The sequence below is a fragment of the Atlantibacter hermannii genome, from assembly GCF_009907385.1.
In the GTDB taxonomy this organism is placed as follows: Bacteria; Pseudomonadota; Gammaproteobacteria; order Enterobacterales; family Enterobacteriaceae; genus Atlantibacter; species Atlantibacter hermannii_A.
In genome coordinates this window covers 233,273-251,432 of record NZ_JAAATR010000033.1, presented here as the reverse complement: position 1 = coordinate 251,432, position 18,160 = coordinate 233,273, and the positions used below count along the sequence as shown (strand labels likewise).

Below are 18,160 nucleotides of genomic sequence, written 5' to 3'. Positions count from 1 at the left end.
GCCCCTCAGCATGACCGTAAGAAAGCGAGTGACTGGCGGTAGGCGGCGGCAGGATCGTCGGCGCGGACGCGGCACTCGTATACGACCCACCCGTCATAATCGTTGGCGCGCAACGTATCAAAATGCTTCTTGAAGTCGATGCAGCCGCTACCGGGCTGGTAGCGATGATTATCAGCAAGGTGAACGTGACCGAGCAGGTCGCGATGGGTCGTCAGCGCCGCGCTCAGGTCGTCCTCTTCAATATTCATATGGTAGAAGTCGCCGATGATCCGCACGTTGCAATACCCGCCTTCGTCGATATAGCGACGCGCCTCAGCGAGGGTATTGATCATGTGATCCTGATAGCGATTCAGCGGCTCAAGGAAAATTATAGTGCCTGTGCGGCGCGCCACCGCATCGAGCTGGCGCAGCGAGTCGCTGACCGCTTTGCGATCGCCTTCAACGCTGCGCGGCGAGGTCATCGGCGGCAAACGAAAGGTGAACATCCCCCAGGCGGCCGGGACGATAATCCCCGTACCGCCGACTTCCGACAGCGCCTCCAGAATGCGGGTGATCTGCGCGATGCCGTTCAGACGGCGCTCTTCGATAAAGTCGCCAATCCAGCCGTCATAGCCGCCGCAGGCGGTGACCACCGGCAAGCCGGTTTCCTGGATAGCCGCTTTGACTTCCGCCAGGTTATCCACCAGCAGCTTGCCGTCGATTTCAAAACCATCAAAGCCCATCGCCTTGATGTAACGGAACTTCTCTGTGATCCCCTGCGGGAAAAATGCCTGATTCTGCGTTGCGATTTTCATTTTTTACCTCCCTGTACGTTAAAACGTGACGCCCATTTTGATGCTCAGTTCCGGCTGGCGGTCGACATATTTCATATAGCTCTCCGGGCTGCTGGCGAAGGTCACCACCGGATCGATCAGGTCCTCGCAGTTGAGATAACCGTTCATCAGTAATTCCCAGCAGGTTTCCTCAATGCGTTTGCGGTTCCAGCGCGGGTAGTCCGGGTTTGGCTCGCTGCAGGCGCGGGAGAACACGATTTTGGCGTTATTGAAATGCGCCTCGCGGCCCAGATTGAACCCCGCCGGGAACGGTTTGGCGAAGGCGATATAGGAGATGGTGCCGCCGTAAGCCAGGCCGCGTAGCGCGCTTTGCAAGGCGTCTGCATAACCGCTGGATTCGATAATGCTGTCGGCGCCCTGCTTACCGGTCAGCCGTTTGATCTCCAGCCCGACATCGCACGCCAGCGGATTGAGGCAGGCATCTGCGCCGTGTCGCCGGGCGATATCGCAGCGATGCGCAATAGGATCCACGCCGATGACCGTCGAGGCGCCCGCCTTTTTGGCTAGCTGGATGGCGATTTGGCCAATCGCGCCGAGACCGACCACCACCACAAAATCGCCGACCCGCACGTTGGCGTCGCGTACGCCGCTCATGGCGAACTGCGCCGGATCGTAGCAGACCGCGTTTTTCCAGCTCGCGCCGTCCGGCATTTTGCGCAGCTTGTAGTTGTTCACGCCATTAACAATGACGGTTTCCTGAAGCGGACCATAGGTGCAAACGCGATCGCCTTTTTTAACCGCGCTGACGTCTGCGCCGATCTCAATCACATCGCCCACCACCATATTGCCGAGCTGGAAGTGCCCGAACTGGATCCCGCGCGGGGCACCTTCCGGGCGCGGCATAAACATCTGCCATTCTGAATTGAAGTCTTCATCAATAAACGGGCTGGCGGCGCGGAAATCGACCACTTCGGTGCCGTGCTTCGGCGCACCGAACAGTACCTTAATTTTGACTTCATTCGCCGCCACCGGACGATCCTGATACTCCACAAGCGCCGCCACGCGCGGCTCAGATGCAATAAGCTTTTTCATTAAAAATTCCTGAATGTAAATTGCGGTTAGCCTTTAACGCCGCCCGCGGTTAACCCACTTTTAATAAAACGTTCGGATAGCGCGTACATCACCACAACCGGCAGTGCGGTCACCAGCGATGCCGCCATCATGCGGCCCCAGATGTAATCGGGGGTGCTGAACAGCGCGTTCAGCCCAACGGGAAGCGTGAAGTTGCTGGCGCTGGAGAGGAAAATCGAGGCAAACAGAAAGTCGTTCCACGCCACCATAAAGCAGTAAACAAACACCGAGATCAGCCCGGAAATCGCCAGCGGCACGGTGATATAGAAGATGATCTGCAGTCGGTTCAGGCCATCCATCATGGCCGCCTCTTCTATTTCGTCCGGCAGCGTGTCGAAGTAGCTTTTCAACATAAATACCGCCGTCGGCAGGGTTTGCGTCACCATGGTGATAATCAGCGCCATCTCCGTGTCGTATATCCCGAGCGCGGTGATGATTTTGAACAGCGGGACCATCAGCAAAATCCCGGAAAACATATACACGGTGTAAAAACTGGCATTGACCGCCATCCGTCCTTTGAAGCGCAGTTTGGACAGGGCGTAGGCCCCAAGGATGCCGATCACAACCGCCAGCCCGGAAGAAACCAGCGACACCACCAGGCTATTCTGGAAGTAGGTGACAAACGGAAAAATGGTCGGGTTAAAAATGTCCAGGTAGTGCTGGAGCGTCCAGTGCTGCGGCAGCAGCGTCGGATGCAGCGAGATCGCCTCTTTAGAGCTTTTGAACGAGGTCATCAGCATCACAAAAAAGGGAAACAATGTGATGCCAAGAAACAGCACCAGCCCGAGATAAAACCCGATGCGCGGTGCAAGGCGTTTATTTGTTGCCATGGAGATTCACCCGTTTTCTGGAAATCAGGATCACAGCGAACACAATGGCGAACAGCACCACGGAAATCGCCGATGCTTTGCCTAAGTCGTTAAATGCGAACGCCGTTTTGTAGAGGTAGACGCCGAGGATGTCGACTTTGGTGGTCAGCAACCAGACGTCGGCGAACATGTAAAACATCCAGATCGTGCGCAGCGTGATCACCGTTGCCAGCACCGGCATAATCGCCGGCAACGTGACGATGCGAAACCGCTGCCAGGCGTTCGCCCCGTCCATTTCCGCGGCTTCATACAGCGATTTGTCGATGGTCTGTAAAATCGCGAGGAACGAGATAAATGCGTAGGGGAAATAGCGCCAGATGGCGAACAGTACCACCAGCACAAAGCTGCTGCCGGGGTTGTCGAACCACAGCGGTGCTTTTTCGTAAAGATGCAGGATATCCACACCGAGGTAGTTCACCAGCCCGTAGCCGTTGTTGAACATGTACTTCCAGGCAAACACCAGCGAGATGGACGGCGTGACGTAAGAGAGGATCACCAGCGAGCGCGCGGTTTTGCGAAACCGAAACTCGCGGTTGAAAAACAGCGCCACTGCCAGCCCTAAGCCTGAGCTCCCAATCACCACCAGCGCGGTATACCAGAAGGTCGTCCACAATGCGTGCCAGAAGCCGGGATCGCCGAGGATGCCCGCATAGTTGGCCAGCCCGACAAAATGCGCGGCAATGCGCGGATTCAGCGGCAGGCGCAAAAAACTGATTTCGACGTTCGAGAGCATTGGCCACGCCACCAGGCCCCCCAGCAATAACAGGCTGGGGGCCAGCAGCATCAGGGCAAATGGCAAATCTGAACGACCAGAAAATACCTTCATAACACCCTTCCTTGCGTTGACGTTACTGCGCAGCCAGCGCGGCGATGCGCGTTTGGCTCTGGGCCAGCGTAGCGTTTACGTCCTTGTTGCCGACCGTCACGTTATTCACCATGGCGTTCAGCGCGCCGGAGCCGGTGATATCGCCCATGCGGGTGAAGTTTTTATCGCCGACCGACCCAAAAACCTGCACGTTGGGATACTGGGCGATAAGCTGGGCGGGCAACGTGCCGAAGGCTTTGATGACCGGATTGTCTTTATAGGATGGGGTATCCGACACGGCGCGGATCACCGGCAGCGCCGCGCCAGGTGACATCAGCACCCAATCCGCCGCGTTTTGCGCCTGCTCCATAAACACCACGAATTTTTTTGCAGCCTCGGTTTCCGGCTCGGACTGACCCACGGTAAGCGTCAGCGAAGTAATCATCCCGTATACCGCCGGGCTTTTCTGGTTCGGCACCACAAAACCGAGATCCTGCGGATCGCCTTCGCTGTAGACGGCGGGTAGGATATAAGTGGAGTAAATCGCCATCGGCGCTGCGCCATTCATAAAGGCATCTTTGATTTCCATGACGTTGTTGGAACCCGGCATGGTGTCTTTGGCCAGCGCCTGATAGAACGTCAACGCCTGCGCCATTTGGGGCGTATTGATAGTCACCGCGCCGCTGGCGTCGAATACGTTGGCGTTATTGGACAGCGCAAACTGGGAAAAGGCCTGTTCGGTCATGACGCTTTCCGCCGTCGGCAGCGCAATACCGTATTTTTTATGCGCCGGATCGTTTAACGCGCCAGCGACAGCCAGCAGCGAATCCCAGTCGCGAGGCGGCTGTAGCCCTGCATTGGCTAAGGCCGATTTTTTGTACCAGATGCCCTGAATCCAGGCGCTGATCGGAACCCCGGTCCAGGCTTTTGCGTCCTCGGTGCGCACAATGCGCAGCACCCCATCGTAAAAAGCGCTATCGCCCAGGGTAGAAATCACCCCCTGAATAGCCTCCCGATCGAGCAGTTGTTCTTTATCCATGACCTTGGCGTAGTCATGACTGATCTCGATGATATCCGGCAAGGCCCCGGAGCGTGCCAGGGTGGTCACCTTGGTATTGTAGGCATCTTCTTCCACGGGCACTTGTTTAACCCTGATACCCGGATTCTCTTGTTCGAAGCGTTCGATCAGTTTGCCAATCACGGCCTGGCGCTCCTGCTCAACGGAGGAGTGCATAAATTCAATGGTGACGGAATCCTTTTTTTCATCATTGCAGCCTGCCAGTAAGGCGCAGGCGACCAGTGCTGATAACAGCACGATTTTATTTTTCCGCATGGTCATTTCCTTTTTGTATTAGCTAAGCCACAGGGATTGCCAGGGACCTAACGTTATTGCGTTACCATTAATAAATTCCCCGCGGATTAATTCATTATATTGCCCCTTCCCTAAGGATAATGACTGAGGCCGATCGGTGAAATTAAATAGCGCGGTGATTTTTCCTTCTTGCGCGTTGCCTCGAATAATTTCCAGCACGCCGTGAGATTTTTCATTAATACTGAATTCGCTGTCGGGGTGAAAGGCGGTATGACGCTTACGAACCGCAATAAGATGCGTCAATGCTTCCAGCGTGCGCGCGCGTAAATTTTCAGGTTGCGAAATTAACTGTTCGATTTCCGACTCGCGGTATTTTTGACGATTAATTGCCCGGTTATAGCCCAGGCGCGCCACACCCTGATAATCATTACGCGACCCCAGCACGCTTTGAATATAAATTGCCGGAACGCCAGGGAAGGTTAATAACAAGGCATGCGCCAGCACAAAACGCGCCAGCCGTTCATTGTCATCGCAGTCCGGCGGCGTCAGGGCGTCCATATAGGTTACGTTTAATTCATAAGGGCTACGGGTGCCGTCGGGGTTATTTTTCCAGTTGACCTTCGCGCCATCCGTTTCCAGCATTGCCACTAAATCTAAAATTTCCTGTTCGCCAATAATCCCGCGCAGCGGATTCAAACCAATGCCGTCATGCGAAGCGAGAAAGTTAAACCAGGTGGTCCGCCCGTCGCCTGTTGGCGGCAGCACGCTGGCCCAGTTTTTCAGCGTGCTCACCGACTGGGTACGAATGGCATGCAGCACCAGCGGCGGCAGCGGGAACTGGTAAACCATATGCGCTTCATCGCCGCCGTTGCCCAGGTAAGAGACGTTGTCTTTATGGGGCACGTTAGTTTCAGTCACAATTACCGTACCCGGCGCGACCTTATCGGCAACGGCGCGGAATAGCTTCACCAGCAGGTGGGTGTTTTCCAGATGGATACAGGACGTACCGGGGGTTTTCCACATAAAGCCCACGGCGTCCAGGCGAATATAATCGGCTCCCTGCTCCAGGTAGTGGATCAGCACGTCCACCATCGCCAGCATGACGTTAGGGTTGGCGAAATTGAGGTCAACCTGGTCTGCGCTGAAGGTTGTCCAGACATATTTTGTTTCGCCACTCGCAAAGGTGAACGGCGTTAACAGCGGCAATGCCCGGGGACGTGTGACGGCGGATAAATCCACGCCGGGGTCGATAGCAATAAAGAAATCCTGATATTCAGGGCTGTGATTAAGATAGCCTTTAAACCATTCGCTTTCGGCTGACATATGATTGCAAACAAAATCAAACATCAGGCGCGTGGATTTTTTAAGGGCATCGATATCGTGCCAGTCGCCATAGTCAGGAGACACCTGGTGATAATCTTTTACGGAAAATCCATCATCGGACGTCCAGGGATAAAACGGCAAGAAATGCACCAGGGGAAAAGCGCTGGCGAGATAATCATTATAAAATCGGCTGAATGTTGTTAACGTTTTTTCATTTGGTGCAGAGAATTGATCGGCATAAGTAATAAGGACCACATCTGATTCATCCCATCCCTGCTTACGGGCGCTTTTAATTCTCTGGCATCCATTGAGAACCTGCGCCGTTAATTTATCGCGTAACGCCTGATTAAAGGAATCCGGATAAATGCGTTCGACTATCTGAATTATTTTGTCCATTGCTGATTTTCCATGGTAGCGGTCCCACGAAAAAGAAATCTACTCCTGAGGCTTATTTCTGTCAATGCAGCCTGCATCACAGAAATTGTTAACACTGAAAATTGGGATGTGTGAAAGTGGACATCACGACGGGTATTTTCGGTAAAGGTCCCTGTTAGCCGCTCAGAAAGAATGTATTTATTAAACCCATTGAAAAAAGATATAAAAAAACCGCTCCGAAGAGCGGTCAGGCATTGCGCGAACCATTACAGCGCTTTAAGGATCGCATCCACGCTGGCTTTGGCATCGCCAAACAGCATATGCGTGTTTTCCTTGAAGAACAGCGGGTTCTGAACGCCAGCGTAGCCGGTATTCATCGAACGTTTAAACACGATAACGTTTTGCGCTTTCCACACTTCTAACACCGGCATACCGGCGATGGGGCTACGCGGATCGTCCTGCGCCGCCGGGTTAACCGTGTCGTTAGCGCCGATAACCAGAACGGTGTCGGTATCGGCGAAGTCGTCGTTGATTTCGTCCATTTCCAGCACGATGTCATACGGCACTTTGGCTTCCGCCAGCAGCACGTTCATATGGCCTGGCAAACGGCCCGCAACCGGGTGAATGCCGAAACGCACCTTGATGCCGCGCGCGCGCAGACGTTCAGTAATTTCCGCTACCGGATACTGCGCCTGCGCCACCGCCATGCCATAGCCAGGGGTAATGATCACCGAGTGGGAGTTTTTCAGCATCTCCGCAGTATCTTCTGCACTGATTTCACGATGCTCGCCCACTTCGTCGCTTTCGCCAGTGGAAGAACCGTCGGTGCCGAAGCCCCCCGCGATCACGCTGATAAACGAGCGGTTCATTGCCTTACACATAATGTAAGACAGAATCGCCCCCGAAGAGCCTACCAGCGCGCCGGTCACGATCAGCAGGTCGTTGCTGAGCATAAAGCCCGCCGCCGCTGCCGCCCAACCGGAATAGGAGTTGAGCATCGACACCACCACCGGCATATCCGCCCCGCCGATAGAGGCCACCAGGTGCCAGCCAAACGCCAGCGCGATGAGGGTCATAATCAGCAGCGCCAGCACCTGCAGCCCCACGCTTTCGGTACGCACGAACACGATCAGCAGCAGGAACGAGACCACCAGCGCCGCCAGGTTCAGCTTGTGACGGTTCGGCAGCATCAGCGGTTTAGACGAAATCTTGCCGCGCAGTTTGCCAAACGCCACGATGGAGCCGGTAAAGGTCACCGCGCCGATAAACACGCCCAGGAACACTTCGGTCAAATGAATGTTGACCAGAATCGGCTCCAGGCCCGCGTCGTGATACAGATAGCTGTTGAAACCCACCAGCACCGCCGCCAGACCGACGAAGCTGTGCAGAATGGCCACCAGCTCCGGCATTTCGGTCATTTCGACTTTCTTCGCCAGGTGAATACCGATCGCGCCGCCAATCACCATGGCAACGATGATCCACACCACGTTGCCGGTATCCGGCCCGAAAATGGTGGCAATCAGCGCAATTGCCATACCGGCGATACCAAACATGTTGCCCTGACGGGACGTCTCATGTTTGGAAAGCCCGGCCAGGCTGAAAATAAACAGAATCGCGGCAACAATGTATGCAGCTGTGACTAATCCTCCAGACATGTGTTACCCCTTAGTTCTTCCGGAACATTTTCAGCATGCGCTGAGTGACGGTGAATCCACCAAAAATATTGATACTGGCGATCAGCACGGCGATGAAGCTTAAGAAACTTACCCAGCCGCCATGGCCAATTTGCAATAGCGCGCCCACCACGATAATTCCCGAGATGGCGTTGGTCACCGACATCAGCGGCGTATGCAGCGCATGGGAGACGTTCCATACCACGTAGTAGCCGACGACACAGGCGAGGGCGAACACGGTGAAGTGACCGAGGAAGGCTTTCGGGGCCACATCCGCCAGCCAGCCGAACAGAATAATCGCCAGCGCCATCAGGGCGTATTTCCGCCACGGTGAAGCCGGTTTCGGCGGTTCAATGTGAGCGGCTTCGACTTTTTTGGCCGCCTGCGGCTGAGCGGAAACCTGAATCGGCGGCGCAGGCCAGGTGACTTCGCCGTCGCGGATCACGGTGACGCCGCGCACCACCACGTCATCGAAATCGATGACCACATTACCGTCTTTTTCTTTGCACAGCAGTTTCAGCAGGTTGACCAGGTTGGTACCGTAGAGCTGGGATGACTGGGTCGGCAGACGGCCCGGCAGGTCGGTATAGCCAATCACTTTCACGCCATTGGCGGTTTCAAAGACCTGGTTCGGGACGGTGTATTCGCAGTTGCCGCCGTTTTGCGCCGCCAGATCGACCACCACGCTGCCCGGCTTCATGGAGTCAACCATTTCGCGGGTGATCAGCGTCGGCGCGGGTTTACCGGGGATCAGCGCCGTGGTGACGATGATGTCGACGTCCTTCGCCTGAGCGGCAAACAGCGCCATTTCGGCCTTGATAAACGCTTCAGACATCACTTTGGCATAGCCATCGCCGCTGCCCGCCTCTTCCTTGAAATCCAGCTCAAGGAATTCCGCGCCCATACTCTGCACCTGCTCTTTCACTTCCGGGCGGGTGTCGAAGGCGCGCACGATAGCGCCGAGGCTGTTGGCCGCACCAATTGCCGCCAGACCGGCAACGCCTGCGCCAATCACCATCACTTTTGCCGGCGGAACTTTGCCTGCCGCCGTGATCTGCCCGGTGAAGAAGCGGCCGAACTGGTGCGCGGCTTCCACAATCGCCCGATAACCCGCGATGTTCGCCATTGAGCTTAAAGCATCGAGAGACTGGGCGCGCGAAATACGCGGTACCGAGTCCATGGCCATCACGGTGACGTTGCGCGCCGCCAGCTGCTCCAGCAATGCGGGGTTTTGCGCGGGCCAGATAAAGCTCACTAACGTGGTTCCCGGATTCAGCAGCGGGATTTCTTCCCCGGTGGGGGCGTTAACTTTTAAAATAACGTCCGATGCCCAGATCTCATCGGAACCCACTACCTCCGCGCCTGCCTGTACAAACGCGTCGTCATCAAAGCTTGCCAGTTTGCCCGCGTCGCGCTCAATGGCGACGGTGAAACCCAGTTTCAGCAGCTGTTCCACCGTTTTAGGCGTTGCTGCGACGCGGGTTTCATTGGCCAACCGCTCTTTTGGTACACCAATACGCATAGTATTCCCTTCCATCGGTTTTTAATGATGGTTTGCCCATTTAACCCTGGCGCAAGCAGCCCGTTCTGGCGCCGCTTAACGCCTGGAAAAATATCTTTGTAACAAACTTTCTATAACCTACTGAAAATAACGACTGTGATCCAGATTCGATCTACTGAATTTTTGGGTTAATCGCGAAAACGGAAGTGAATACCGGTGCTGATAGCTTTTTTTATCGGGTTTTCCTTCCGGAAGGCCGATTTAACGCTTTATTGCCGCGACAAAACATGATTCTACACCGCGTCAAATCGCTGTTTTAACATCAATTTAACGCTAAAAGTCATAAGCTTTATCATTTATTCCGGTCAGGCGGCTATTTTTGCATCCATAACGCGAGGTTATTACCCCAAAGAGTGCCTGGCGCACCAGATGACAAAAATGGCGCAGACAATAACGTCCTTTCAATGCAATAATCAGCGGCTGACGGTTTTTAGCATGCAATATCAGTTTTCATTTTTGCGCAAGGCAAAGGATTAATGTTTATGAAGCTCAAGAATTCCCTTCTGGTGTCTGCTGTGTTGTCGCTCTGCGCGTTATCCGCACAGGCTGCCACCGAATTAACGCCAGAGCAGGCAGCCGCGCTGAAACCCTTTGACCGTATCACCATCACGGGAAGGTTTAACGCAATCAACGAAGCGGCGACAGCCATCTCGCGTAAAGCCGATAGCGTTGGCGCCGCCTCCTTTTATATCGTTGATACGAATGACACTGGCAACAGCGGCAACTGGCGCGTCATTGCAGACGTTTATCATGAAAATGCACCAACAGCAGAAGCCGTTAAAAACCGTGTGATCGCGGGCGTCATGGAGCTGCCGAAAGATCAGGCGATTGCTCTGGAACCTTTCGACACCGTGACCGTTCAGGGCTTCTACCGTAGCCAGCCGGAAGTCAATGAAGCCATCGCCAAAGCAGCGAAAGCCAAAGACGCCGCGTCGTTCTATATCGTTCGTCAGGTCGATGCCAACCAGGGCGGCAACCAGCGTATTACCGCTTTTATCTATAAAGCAGATGCCAAAAAACGCGTACTGCAAAGCCCGGATGCCATCCCTGCGGATTCCGATGCCGGACGCGCAGCCATTGCTGCGGGCGGTGAAGCGGCTAAACAGGTTGAAATCCCGGGCGTGGCGACCACCGCTTCGCCAAGCAGCGATGTCGGCCGCTTCTTTGAAACCCAGTCGTCTAAAGGCGGTCGTTACACTGTCACGCTGCCGGACGGCACTAAAATCGAAGAAGTGAACAAAATCACCGCAGCGCAAATGGTGCCGTTCGATAGCGTGAAATTCACCGGCAACTACGGCAACATGACCGAAATCTCCTACCAGGTGGCGAAACGCGCCGCCAAAAAAGGCGCGAAGTATTACCATATTACGCGTCAGTGGCAGGAGCGCGGCGGCAACATTACTATCAGCGCCGACCTCTTTAAATAAGCGTCCCGACTACGCTTTTAAAGGCAGCCCATGGCTGCCTTTTTTCATGTGCGTAAGTTTTTATGTGATACATCATTGAAAGCTGACTTCGCACTCCGTAGAATCGCGCGCCTCAGAGCGATCCTCCATGGTTATGCGCCCGGGCGGTATAATTATTCTGGATCAGCCTTATTTTTCAAACAGGATTCCTATGGATAAAAAACTGGGCCTTACCGCATTAACCGCGCTGGTTTTAAGCTCGATGCTGGGCGCGGGCGTTTTCAGTTTGCCGCAGAATATGGCGCAGGTCGCCAGCCCCGCTGCGCTGTTGATTGGCTGGGCGATTACTGGCGTCGGGATCCTGATGCTGGCGATGGCGATGCTGTTGCTTACCCGTATCCGTCCCGATCTCGACGGCGGGATTTTCACCTACGCCCGTGAAGGTTTTGGCGAGTTAATCGGTTTTTGCTCGGCATGGGGTTACTGGCTGTGTGCGGTGATCGCCAACGTTTCCTATCTGGTCATCGTGTTTTCGGCACTCAGTTTCTTTACCGATACCCCAGAGCTGCGGCTGTTCGGCGATGGGAATACCTGGCAATCCATCGTCGGCGCGTCGGTATTACTGTGGGTTGTCCACTGGCTGGTGCTGCGCGGCGTCCAGACTGCCGCCAGCATTAACCTGGCCGCCACCCTGGCGAAGCTGTTACCGCTGGGGCTGTTTATTGTCCTGGCGATTATCGCCTTCCGGTTGCCGACCTTTAGCCTCGACTTTACCGGCGTGGCGTTAGGCGTCCCGGTGTGGGAACAGGTGAAAAATACCATGCTGATCACCCTGTGGGTGTTTATTGGTGTGGAGGGTGCGGTAGTGGTATCCGCGCGCGCCCGCAACAAACGTGACGTGGGCCGCGCTACGCTGCTGGCGGTATTTGCCGCGCTGGCGGTGTATCTGCTGGTGACGCTGCTGTCGCTGGGGGTGATCGCCCGTCCGGAGCTGGCGCAGATGCGTAACCCTTCAATGGCGGGGCTGATGGTGGAAATGATGGGGCCGTGGGGCGAAGTAATTATCGCCGCCGGGCTAATTGTTTCTGTATGCGGGGCGTATTTGAGCTGGACCATCATGGCCGCCGAGGTGCCGCTGTTGGCCGCGACCCATAAAGCCTTCCCGCGCATTTTCTCACGCCAGAATCAAAACGGCGCGCCGTCGGCGTCGCTGTGGCTGACCAATATCAGCATTCAGCTGTGCCTGGTGCTGATCTGGGCCACCGGTTCGGATTACAACACCCTGTTGACCATCGCTTCTGAGATGATTCTGGTGCCCTACTTCCTGGTCGGCGCTTACCTGCTCAAAGTCGCCACCCGGCCGCTTCACACCGCCGTAGGTGTCGGTGCCTGTATTTATGGGTTATGGTTGCTGTATGCGTCTGGCCCGATGCACCTGCTGCTTTCCGTGGTGCTGTATGCACCGGGTTTGCTGGTGTTTCTGTATGCCCGCCGCACGCACGATAACAATATCGTGCTTAAGCAAACTGAAAAATTGCTGATAGGCTTATTACTGGTTGCCGCTTTGCCAGCCACATGGATGCTGATGGGGTAAACGCCCCATCTTCGTCATGATCTACTGACGAGGGTTACGTTATGGGGAATACACCACACCGACCAATTTTGATTACCGGGGGCGGCCGCCGTATCGGGCTGGCCCTCGCCCACCATTTTCTGGCTGAAAAGCACCCGGTTATCGTGAGCTATCGCGCCCATTACCCTGCCATCGACGTGCTGACGGAGATGGGCGCGCAGTGTATCAAGGCTGATTTTTCCACCGATGAAGGCATCCTGGCTTTCGCGGAACAGGTTAAGAAACTGACGCCGTGCCTGCGCGCCATTATTCATAACGCCAGCGCCTGGCAAACGGAAAAGGCCGGGCCGATTTCCGGAGATGTGATCACCGAAATGATGCAGGTGCATGTCCACGCGCCCTATTTAATCAACCTTTCCCTTGAGCCACTGCTGCGCGGTCACGGCCATGCGGCCAGCGATATCATTCACTTTACCGATTACGTGGTGGAGCGCGGCAGCGAAAAACATATCGCCTATGCAGCCAGTAAGGCGGCGCTGGATAATATGACGCGCTCTTTTGCCCGTAAGCTTGCTCCGGAAGTCAAAGTGAACGCCATTGCCCCGTCGCTGATCTTATTTAACGAGCTGGATGACGCCGCCTACCGGCAACGCGCGCTGAATAAATCGCTGATGAAAACTGAACCGGGGGAGAAAGAAGTTATCGACCTGGTGGAATATCTGCTGACCAGCTGTTACGTGACAGGACGCAGTTTTCCGGTGGACGGCGGACGCCATCTTCGCTAGTGGTTTACCCGGCGTTAATGGAACCCGGCGCGATGAAGGTGTAACCTGTTTTTTTTGGTCGATAAGCGCCGGTCTATGAGCAAAATTGTATTTGTGGAAGACGATCCTGAGGTAGGCTCGCTGATTGCAGCCTACCTTGGCAAGCATGATATCGAGGTGATGCTGGAGACGCGCGGCGATCGGGCCATCGACGTGATTCTGGCGCAGCAGCCGGATCTGGTACTGCTGGATATTATGCTACCGGGAAAAGACGGCATGAGTCTGTGCCGCGACCTGCGCCCGCTATGGCCGGGGCCGATCGTGCTGCTCACCTCGCTGGACAGCGATATGAACCACATCCTGGCGCTGGAAATGGGCGCCAACGATTACATCCTTAAAACCACCCCGCCTGCGGTACTGCTTGCCCGCCTGCGTTTGCACTTACGCCAGCGCCTGAGCACCGCATCCCCTGAACCCACCCCGTCGCGTTCACCGCATAAAGCATTGCACTTCGGCACGCTGTGCATCGATCCCCTCAACCGCCAGGTGCGGCTGGGCGAGCGGAATGTGGTGCTCTCCACCGCCGATTTCGACCTGCTCTGGGAGCTGGCGACCCATGCCGGCAATATTATGGACCGCGACGCGCTGCTCAAAAATTTGCGCGGCGTGAGCTATGACGGGCTGGATCGCAGCGTGGATGTGGCTATCTCACGGCTAAGAAAGAAGCTCAACGACAGCGCGACCGAACCCTACCGTATCAAGACCGTGCGCAATAAGGGCTATCTCTTTGCCCCTCATGCCTGGGAAACAGCGGATTAAACGAATAGTGGCCGTATGAAGAAACTCTTTATTCAGTTTTATTTGCTGCTGTTCGTCTGTTTTCTGGTGATGACGATGCTGGTCGGCCTGGTTTATAAATTCACCGCTGAACGTGCCGGGCGCCAGTCGCTGGATGATTTAATGAAAAGCTCGCTGTACCTGATGCGCAGCGAGCTGCGCGAAATTCCGCCGAAAGACTGGAATAAAACCATTAAACAGCTGGATTTTAACCTGTCGTTCGATCTGCGGATTGAGCCTCTGAATCATTTTCATCTCGACGCCCGGCCCGCCGAGCGCCTGCGCAGCGGCGAGATCGTGGCGCTGGATGATGAATACACCTTTATTCAACGCATCCCCCGCAGCCACTACGTGCTGGCGGTTGGGCCAGTACCTTATCTCTATTTTATGCATCAAATGCGCCTGCTCGACGTGGCGCTGATTGTGTTTATTGCCTTCTCGCTGGCGGTGCCGGTATTTATCTGGCTGCGACCGCACTGGAAAGAGATGCTCCGGCTGGAATCCGCCGCGCAGCGGTTTGGAGAAGGCCATCTGGATGAGCGTATCCATTTTGACGATACCTCAAGCTTTGAACGGCTCGGCGTGGCCTTTAATCAGATGGCGGATAACATCAATACCCTGATTGCCAGTAAAAAACAGCTGATCGACGGCATTGCTCACGAACTGCGCACCCCGCTGGTGCGGCTGCGCTACCGGCTGGAGATGAGCGATAACCTGTCGGAGGCCGAAAACGCTGCGCTGAACCGCGACATTGGCCAACTGGAAGCGTTGATTGACGAACTGCTGACCTACGCCCGCCTCGACCGCCCCCAACACGAGCTGCACCTGAAACCGGTGGAATTAGCAGGCTGGCTGGAAAATCACCTCAGCGATCTCCAGGCGCTGCATCCGGCCAAAACGCTGACGCTGCTGCCCTCAACGCCGTGTGAAAGCCTGTTGGATCTACGCCTGATGGCGCGGGTGCTGGATAACTTAGTTAACAACGCGCTGCGCTACTGCCAGCAGCGTATTGAAATTCAGTTCGCCAGCGACGGCGTTACCGGCGTGTTGACGGTGGATGATGATGGACCCGGCATTCCGGACGGCGAACGCCAGCGGGTTTTTGAACCTTTTGTGCGCCTCGATCCGAGCCGCGACCGCGCAACCGGCGGCTGCGGTCTGGGGCTGGCGATTGTCAGCTCGGTGGCGACGGCGATGGGCGGCAGCGTAGCGGCCCGTCACAGCCCGCTCGGCGGCGCTCGGTTTGAATTTAGCTGGCCGCTCCAGCGCTGAATTTTACCTTGCCAGACTTTACAGCACGGTGGTCAGACGCAGGTTCTCATGCTATATCTATATAGTATGTTGTAACTAAAGGTGCCCACAATGCGCTACGATCTCGCCCAACGCCTCACGTCTACTTTTCAGGAGATGGAACATCTGCTGCTCGGGTTTAAAGAGATGCTCGAACCCTGCCGCCGGCTCAGCGCCAGGGTGTTCGCCCTTCCGCCTGTCGATAAAGGCAAAGAGCACGATCCGCTGGAAAAAATCAGCGTGACTCAGCTCCTGAGTAAAGCAGCCCATGACGCCACGATGCGTCACTTTACCCATCTTTTTATCCAGCAACAGTCGGAAAACCGCAGCAGCAAAGCGGCCCTGCGTCTGCCCGGCGCCATCTGTTATGCGGTGAGCACCGCCCAGCGCCAGCAGCTGCTGGAGACCATCCAGACGATTAACCAGCTCAAAACCCAGTTCTCGGAGATTGTCGCGGTGGAATCTGGCCTGACGCCCGCGCAGCGCTTTGAGTGGGTGCATCACTATCTGCCGGGCCTGATCACGCTAAACGCCTATCGGCAAATTACGGTGCTGGAAAACCCGGCGACCCTCCGCTTCGGCTGGGCCAATAAGCATTTCATCAAGAATTTCACCCGCGAAGAGGTGCTGGGGATGCTGGAGAAAAGTCTGAAGTCACCCCGGGCGGTGGCGCCGTGGAGCAAGGAGCAGTGGCGCGAAAAGGTGGAACAGGAGTATCACGCAATCGCCTCGTTGCCGGAAGCCGCGCGCTTCAAAATCAAGCGCCCGGTTAAGGTGCAGCCGGTGGCGCGCGTGTGGTATGCGGCGCAGCAAAAGCAGGTGCAAATCGCCTGCCCGTCGCCGCTCATCGTGCTGTGTTCCGATGAGCCCGGCACGCCGGTGCCGGAAATCGGCGAACTGCTTAACTACGATGCCGAACACGTTCAGCACCGGCATAAGCCGCAGGCGGAGCCGCTGGAACTGCTGATCCCCCGCCTGCACCTTTACCTTGCGCGTTAAGGCTTCATGCTGCCGACCATATCCTGCGGGCGCACCCAGGCGTCGAATTCGGCCTCCGTCAGGTAGCCCAGTTTCAGGGCGGAGGCCCTGAGCGTCAGCCCCTCTTTGTGGGCTTTTTTGGCGATTTCCGCCGCTTTGTCGTAGCCGATATGGGTATTGAGCGCCGTTACCAGCATCAGCGAATCGTTGAGCAACTGGTCGATGCGCTCGCGGTTCGGTTCAATCCCGGTAGCGCAATGGTGATCGAAGCTGTCCATCCCGTCTGCCAGCAGGCGAATCGACTGGAGGAAGTTGTCGATAACCATCGGGCGGAACACGTTCAACTCAAAGTTGCCCATCGCGCCGCCCATGTTGATAGCCACATCGTTGCCCATCACCTGGCAGCACAGCATGGTCAACGCTTCGCACTGGGTCGGGTTAACTTTGCCTGGCATGATCGAGCTGCCCGGTTCGTTTTCCGGAATAGTGATTTCACCGATGCCGCAGCGCGGGCCGGAGGCCAGCCAGCGTACATCGTTGGCGATTTTCATCAGCGAAGCTGCCAGCCCTTTCAGCGCGCCGTGGGCGTGAACCAGCGCGTCGCAGGTCGCCAGCGCCTCAAATTTATTCGGCGCGGTGACGAACGGCTGGTTGGTGATTGCCGCCAGCTCGTTAGCCACCCGCTCAGCATACTCCGGATGGGTATTCAGCCCGGTGCCCACCGCCGTACCGCCCAGCGCCAGTTCAGCCACGTGCGGCAGGCTCTGTTCGATGTGCCTCAGGTTATGCTCCAGCATCGCCACCCAGCCGGAAATTTCCTGCCCGAGGGTCAGCGGCGTGGCGTCCTGCAGGTGGGTACGGCCAATCTTGACGATATCGCTGAAGGCGCTGGATTTGGCTTTCAGGGTGGCGGTGAGCTGGTTGAGCGACGGGATCAGCTGCTCGCGCAGGGCAATGACCGCCGCCACGTGCATCGCCGTGGGGAACACGTCGTTGGAGCTTTGGCTTTTATTCACGTCATCGTTCGGGTGAACGTTGCGCCCCATACCACGCTCGCCGCCCAGCAGTTCGCTCGCCCGGTTCGCCAGCACTTCATTCATGTTCATGTTGGTCTGGGTGCCGGATCCGGTTTGCCAGATTGCCAGCGGGAATTCGCCGGCATGCTGGCCGTTAAGCACTTCATCCGCTGCCGAAATAATCGCCTCGCCCCGCTCTTGCGGCAACAGCTGCAAATCCATATTCACTTTGGCCGCCGCGCGTTTGGTGAGTGCCAGCGCGTGGATCAGCGCCGTCGGCATTTTTTCCGTTGAAATGCGAAAATGTTCCAGCGAGCGCTGGGTCTGCGCGCCCCACAGTTTATCGGCAGGCACATCAATCGCGCCCATGGAATCACTTTCACTACGATACGTTGCCATTCAATGTCTCCTTAACAAGAAAGTTATCAAGCCGACATGACTCACAGAAAATTAACGCTTTAAGTATTGATTAAG

At 55.9% G+C, this 18,160-nt stretch carries 15 protein-coding genes; 6 read left to right on the top strand and 9 right to left on the bottom strand.

Going from position 1 to position 18,160, the window contains the following annotated elements:
- Nucleotides 1-5: 5 nt before the first annotated feature.
- From GV764_RS10820 to pntA, 8 genes are all read right to left on the bottom strand, one after another.
- Nucleotides 6-794 carry a sugar phosphate isomerase/epimerase family protein gene (locus tag GV764_RS10820; RefSeq protein WP_161660161.1) on the bottom strand — a complete coding sequence of 263 codons (789 nt, stop codon included), beginning with the start codon at nucleotides 792-794 and terminating at the stop codon, nucleotides 6-8.
- An 18-nt stretch (nucleotides 795-812) separates the two neighbouring features.
- Entirely contained in the window at nucleotides 813-1,865 is a 1,053-nt protein-coding gene (locus tag GV764_RS10815) for a D-guloside 3-dehydrogenase (RefSeq protein WP_161660160.1), read from the bottom strand.
- Between the two features lie 26 nt (nucleotides 1,866-1,891).
- Nucleotides 1,892-2,734, bottom strand: a complete 843-nt coding sequence (locus GV764_RS10810) for a carbohydrate ABC transporter permease (RefSeq protein ID WP_161660159.1) — start codon at nucleotides 2,732-2,734, stop codon at nucleotides 1,892-1,894.
- A complete protein-coding gene (locus tag GV764_RS10805) occupies nucleotides 2,721-3,599 on the bottom strand; it encodes a carbohydrate ABC transporter permease (protein ID WP_161660158.1) in 879 nt (292 codons plus the stop codon). Before GV764_RS10805 ends, GV764_RS10810 begins: the two co-directional genes overlap by 14 nt.
- A gap of 22 nt (nucleotides 3,600-3,621) precedes the next feature.
- Nucleotides 3,622-4,911 (bottom strand): ABC transporter substrate-binding protein, encoded by a 1,290-nt coding sequence (locus GV764_RS10800; RefSeq protein ID WP_161660157.1) that lies wholly within the window; start codon nucleotides 4,909-4,911, stop codon nucleotides 3,622-3,624.
- Nucleotides 4,912-4,929: 18 nt separating this feature from the next.
- A complete protein-coding gene (locus tag GV764_RS10795; protein ID WP_161660156.1) occupies nucleotides 4,930-6,609 on the bottom strand; it encodes a sugar phosphorylase in 1,680 nt (559 codons plus the stop codon).
- 245 nt (nucleotides 6,610-6,854) lie between these two features.
- Nucleotides 6,855-8,243, bottom strand: a complete 1,389-nt coding sequence (gene pntB / locus GV764_RS10790) for a Re/Si-specific NAD(P)(+) transhydrogenase subunit beta (protein ID WP_161660155.1) — start codon at nucleotides 8,241-8,243, stop codon at nucleotides 6,855-6,857.
- 10 nt (nucleotides 8,244-8,253) lie between these two features.
- Entirely contained in the window at nucleotides 8,254-9,783 is a 1,530-nt protein-coding gene (gene pntA / locus GV764_RS10785) for a Re/Si-specific NAD(P)(+) transhydrogenase subunit alpha (protein WP_161660154.1), read from the bottom strand.
- Between the two features lie 521 nt (nucleotides 9,784-10,304).
- Here pntA and ydgH point away from each other — a divergent pair.
- The 6 genes from ydgH (at nucleotide 10,305) to tus (ending at nucleotide 16,691) form a co-directional block, all read left to right on the top strand.
- Entirely contained in the window at nucleotides 10,305-11,249 is a 945-nt protein-coding gene (gene ydgH, locus GV764_RS10780; RefSeq protein ID WP_161660153.1) for a DUF1471 family protein YdgH, read from the top strand.
- Nucleotides 11,250-11,439: 190 nt separating this feature from the next.
- Nucleotides 11,440-12,822, top strand: coding sequence for an amino acid permease (locus GV764_RS10775; protein ID WP_161660152.1), 1,383 nt, complete (start codon nucleotides 11,440-11,442; stop codon nucleotides 12,820-12,822).
- A 41-nt stretch (nucleotides 12,823-12,863) separates the two neighbouring features.
- The gene (folM, locus tag GV764_RS10770; protein ID WP_161660151.1) at nucleotides 12,864-13,586 is read left to right on the top strand and encodes a dihydromonapterin reductase; all 723 of its coding nucleotides are present in this window, start codon (nucleotides 12,864-12,866) and stop codon (nucleotides 13,584-13,586) included.
- Nucleotides 13,587-13,661: 75 nt separating this feature from the next.
- Nucleotides 13,662-14,384, top strand: a complete 723-nt coding sequence (rstA, locus tag GV764_RS10765; RefSeq protein WP_161660150.1) for a two-component system response regulator RstA — start codon at nucleotides 13,662-13,664, stop codon at nucleotides 14,382-14,384.
- A gap of 15 nt (nucleotides 14,385-14,399) precedes the next feature.
- Nucleotides 14,400-15,674 (top strand): two-component system sensor histidine kinase RstB, encoded by a 1,275-nt coding sequence (rstB, locus tag GV764_RS10760; protein WP_161660149.1) that lies wholly within the window; start codon nucleotides 14,400-14,402, stop codon nucleotides 15,672-15,674.
- 90 nt (nucleotides 15,675-15,764) lie between these two features.
- On the top strand, nucleotides 15,765-16,691 hold the full coding sequence (gene tus, locus GV764_RS10755; RefSeq protein ID WP_161660148.1) for a DNA replication terminus site-binding protein: 927 nt from the start codon (nucleotides 15,765-15,767) through the stop codon (nucleotides 16,689-16,691).
- Here tus and fumC read toward each other — a convergent pair.
- Entirely contained in the window at nucleotides 16,688-18,085 is a 1,398-nt protein-coding gene (gene fumC, locus GV764_RS10750; protein ID WP_161660147.1) for a class II fumarate hydratase, read from the bottom strand. The two genes, tus and fumC, sit on opposite strands and share 4 nt — an antisense overlap.
- Nucleotides 18,086-18,160: the final 75 nt, after the last annotated feature.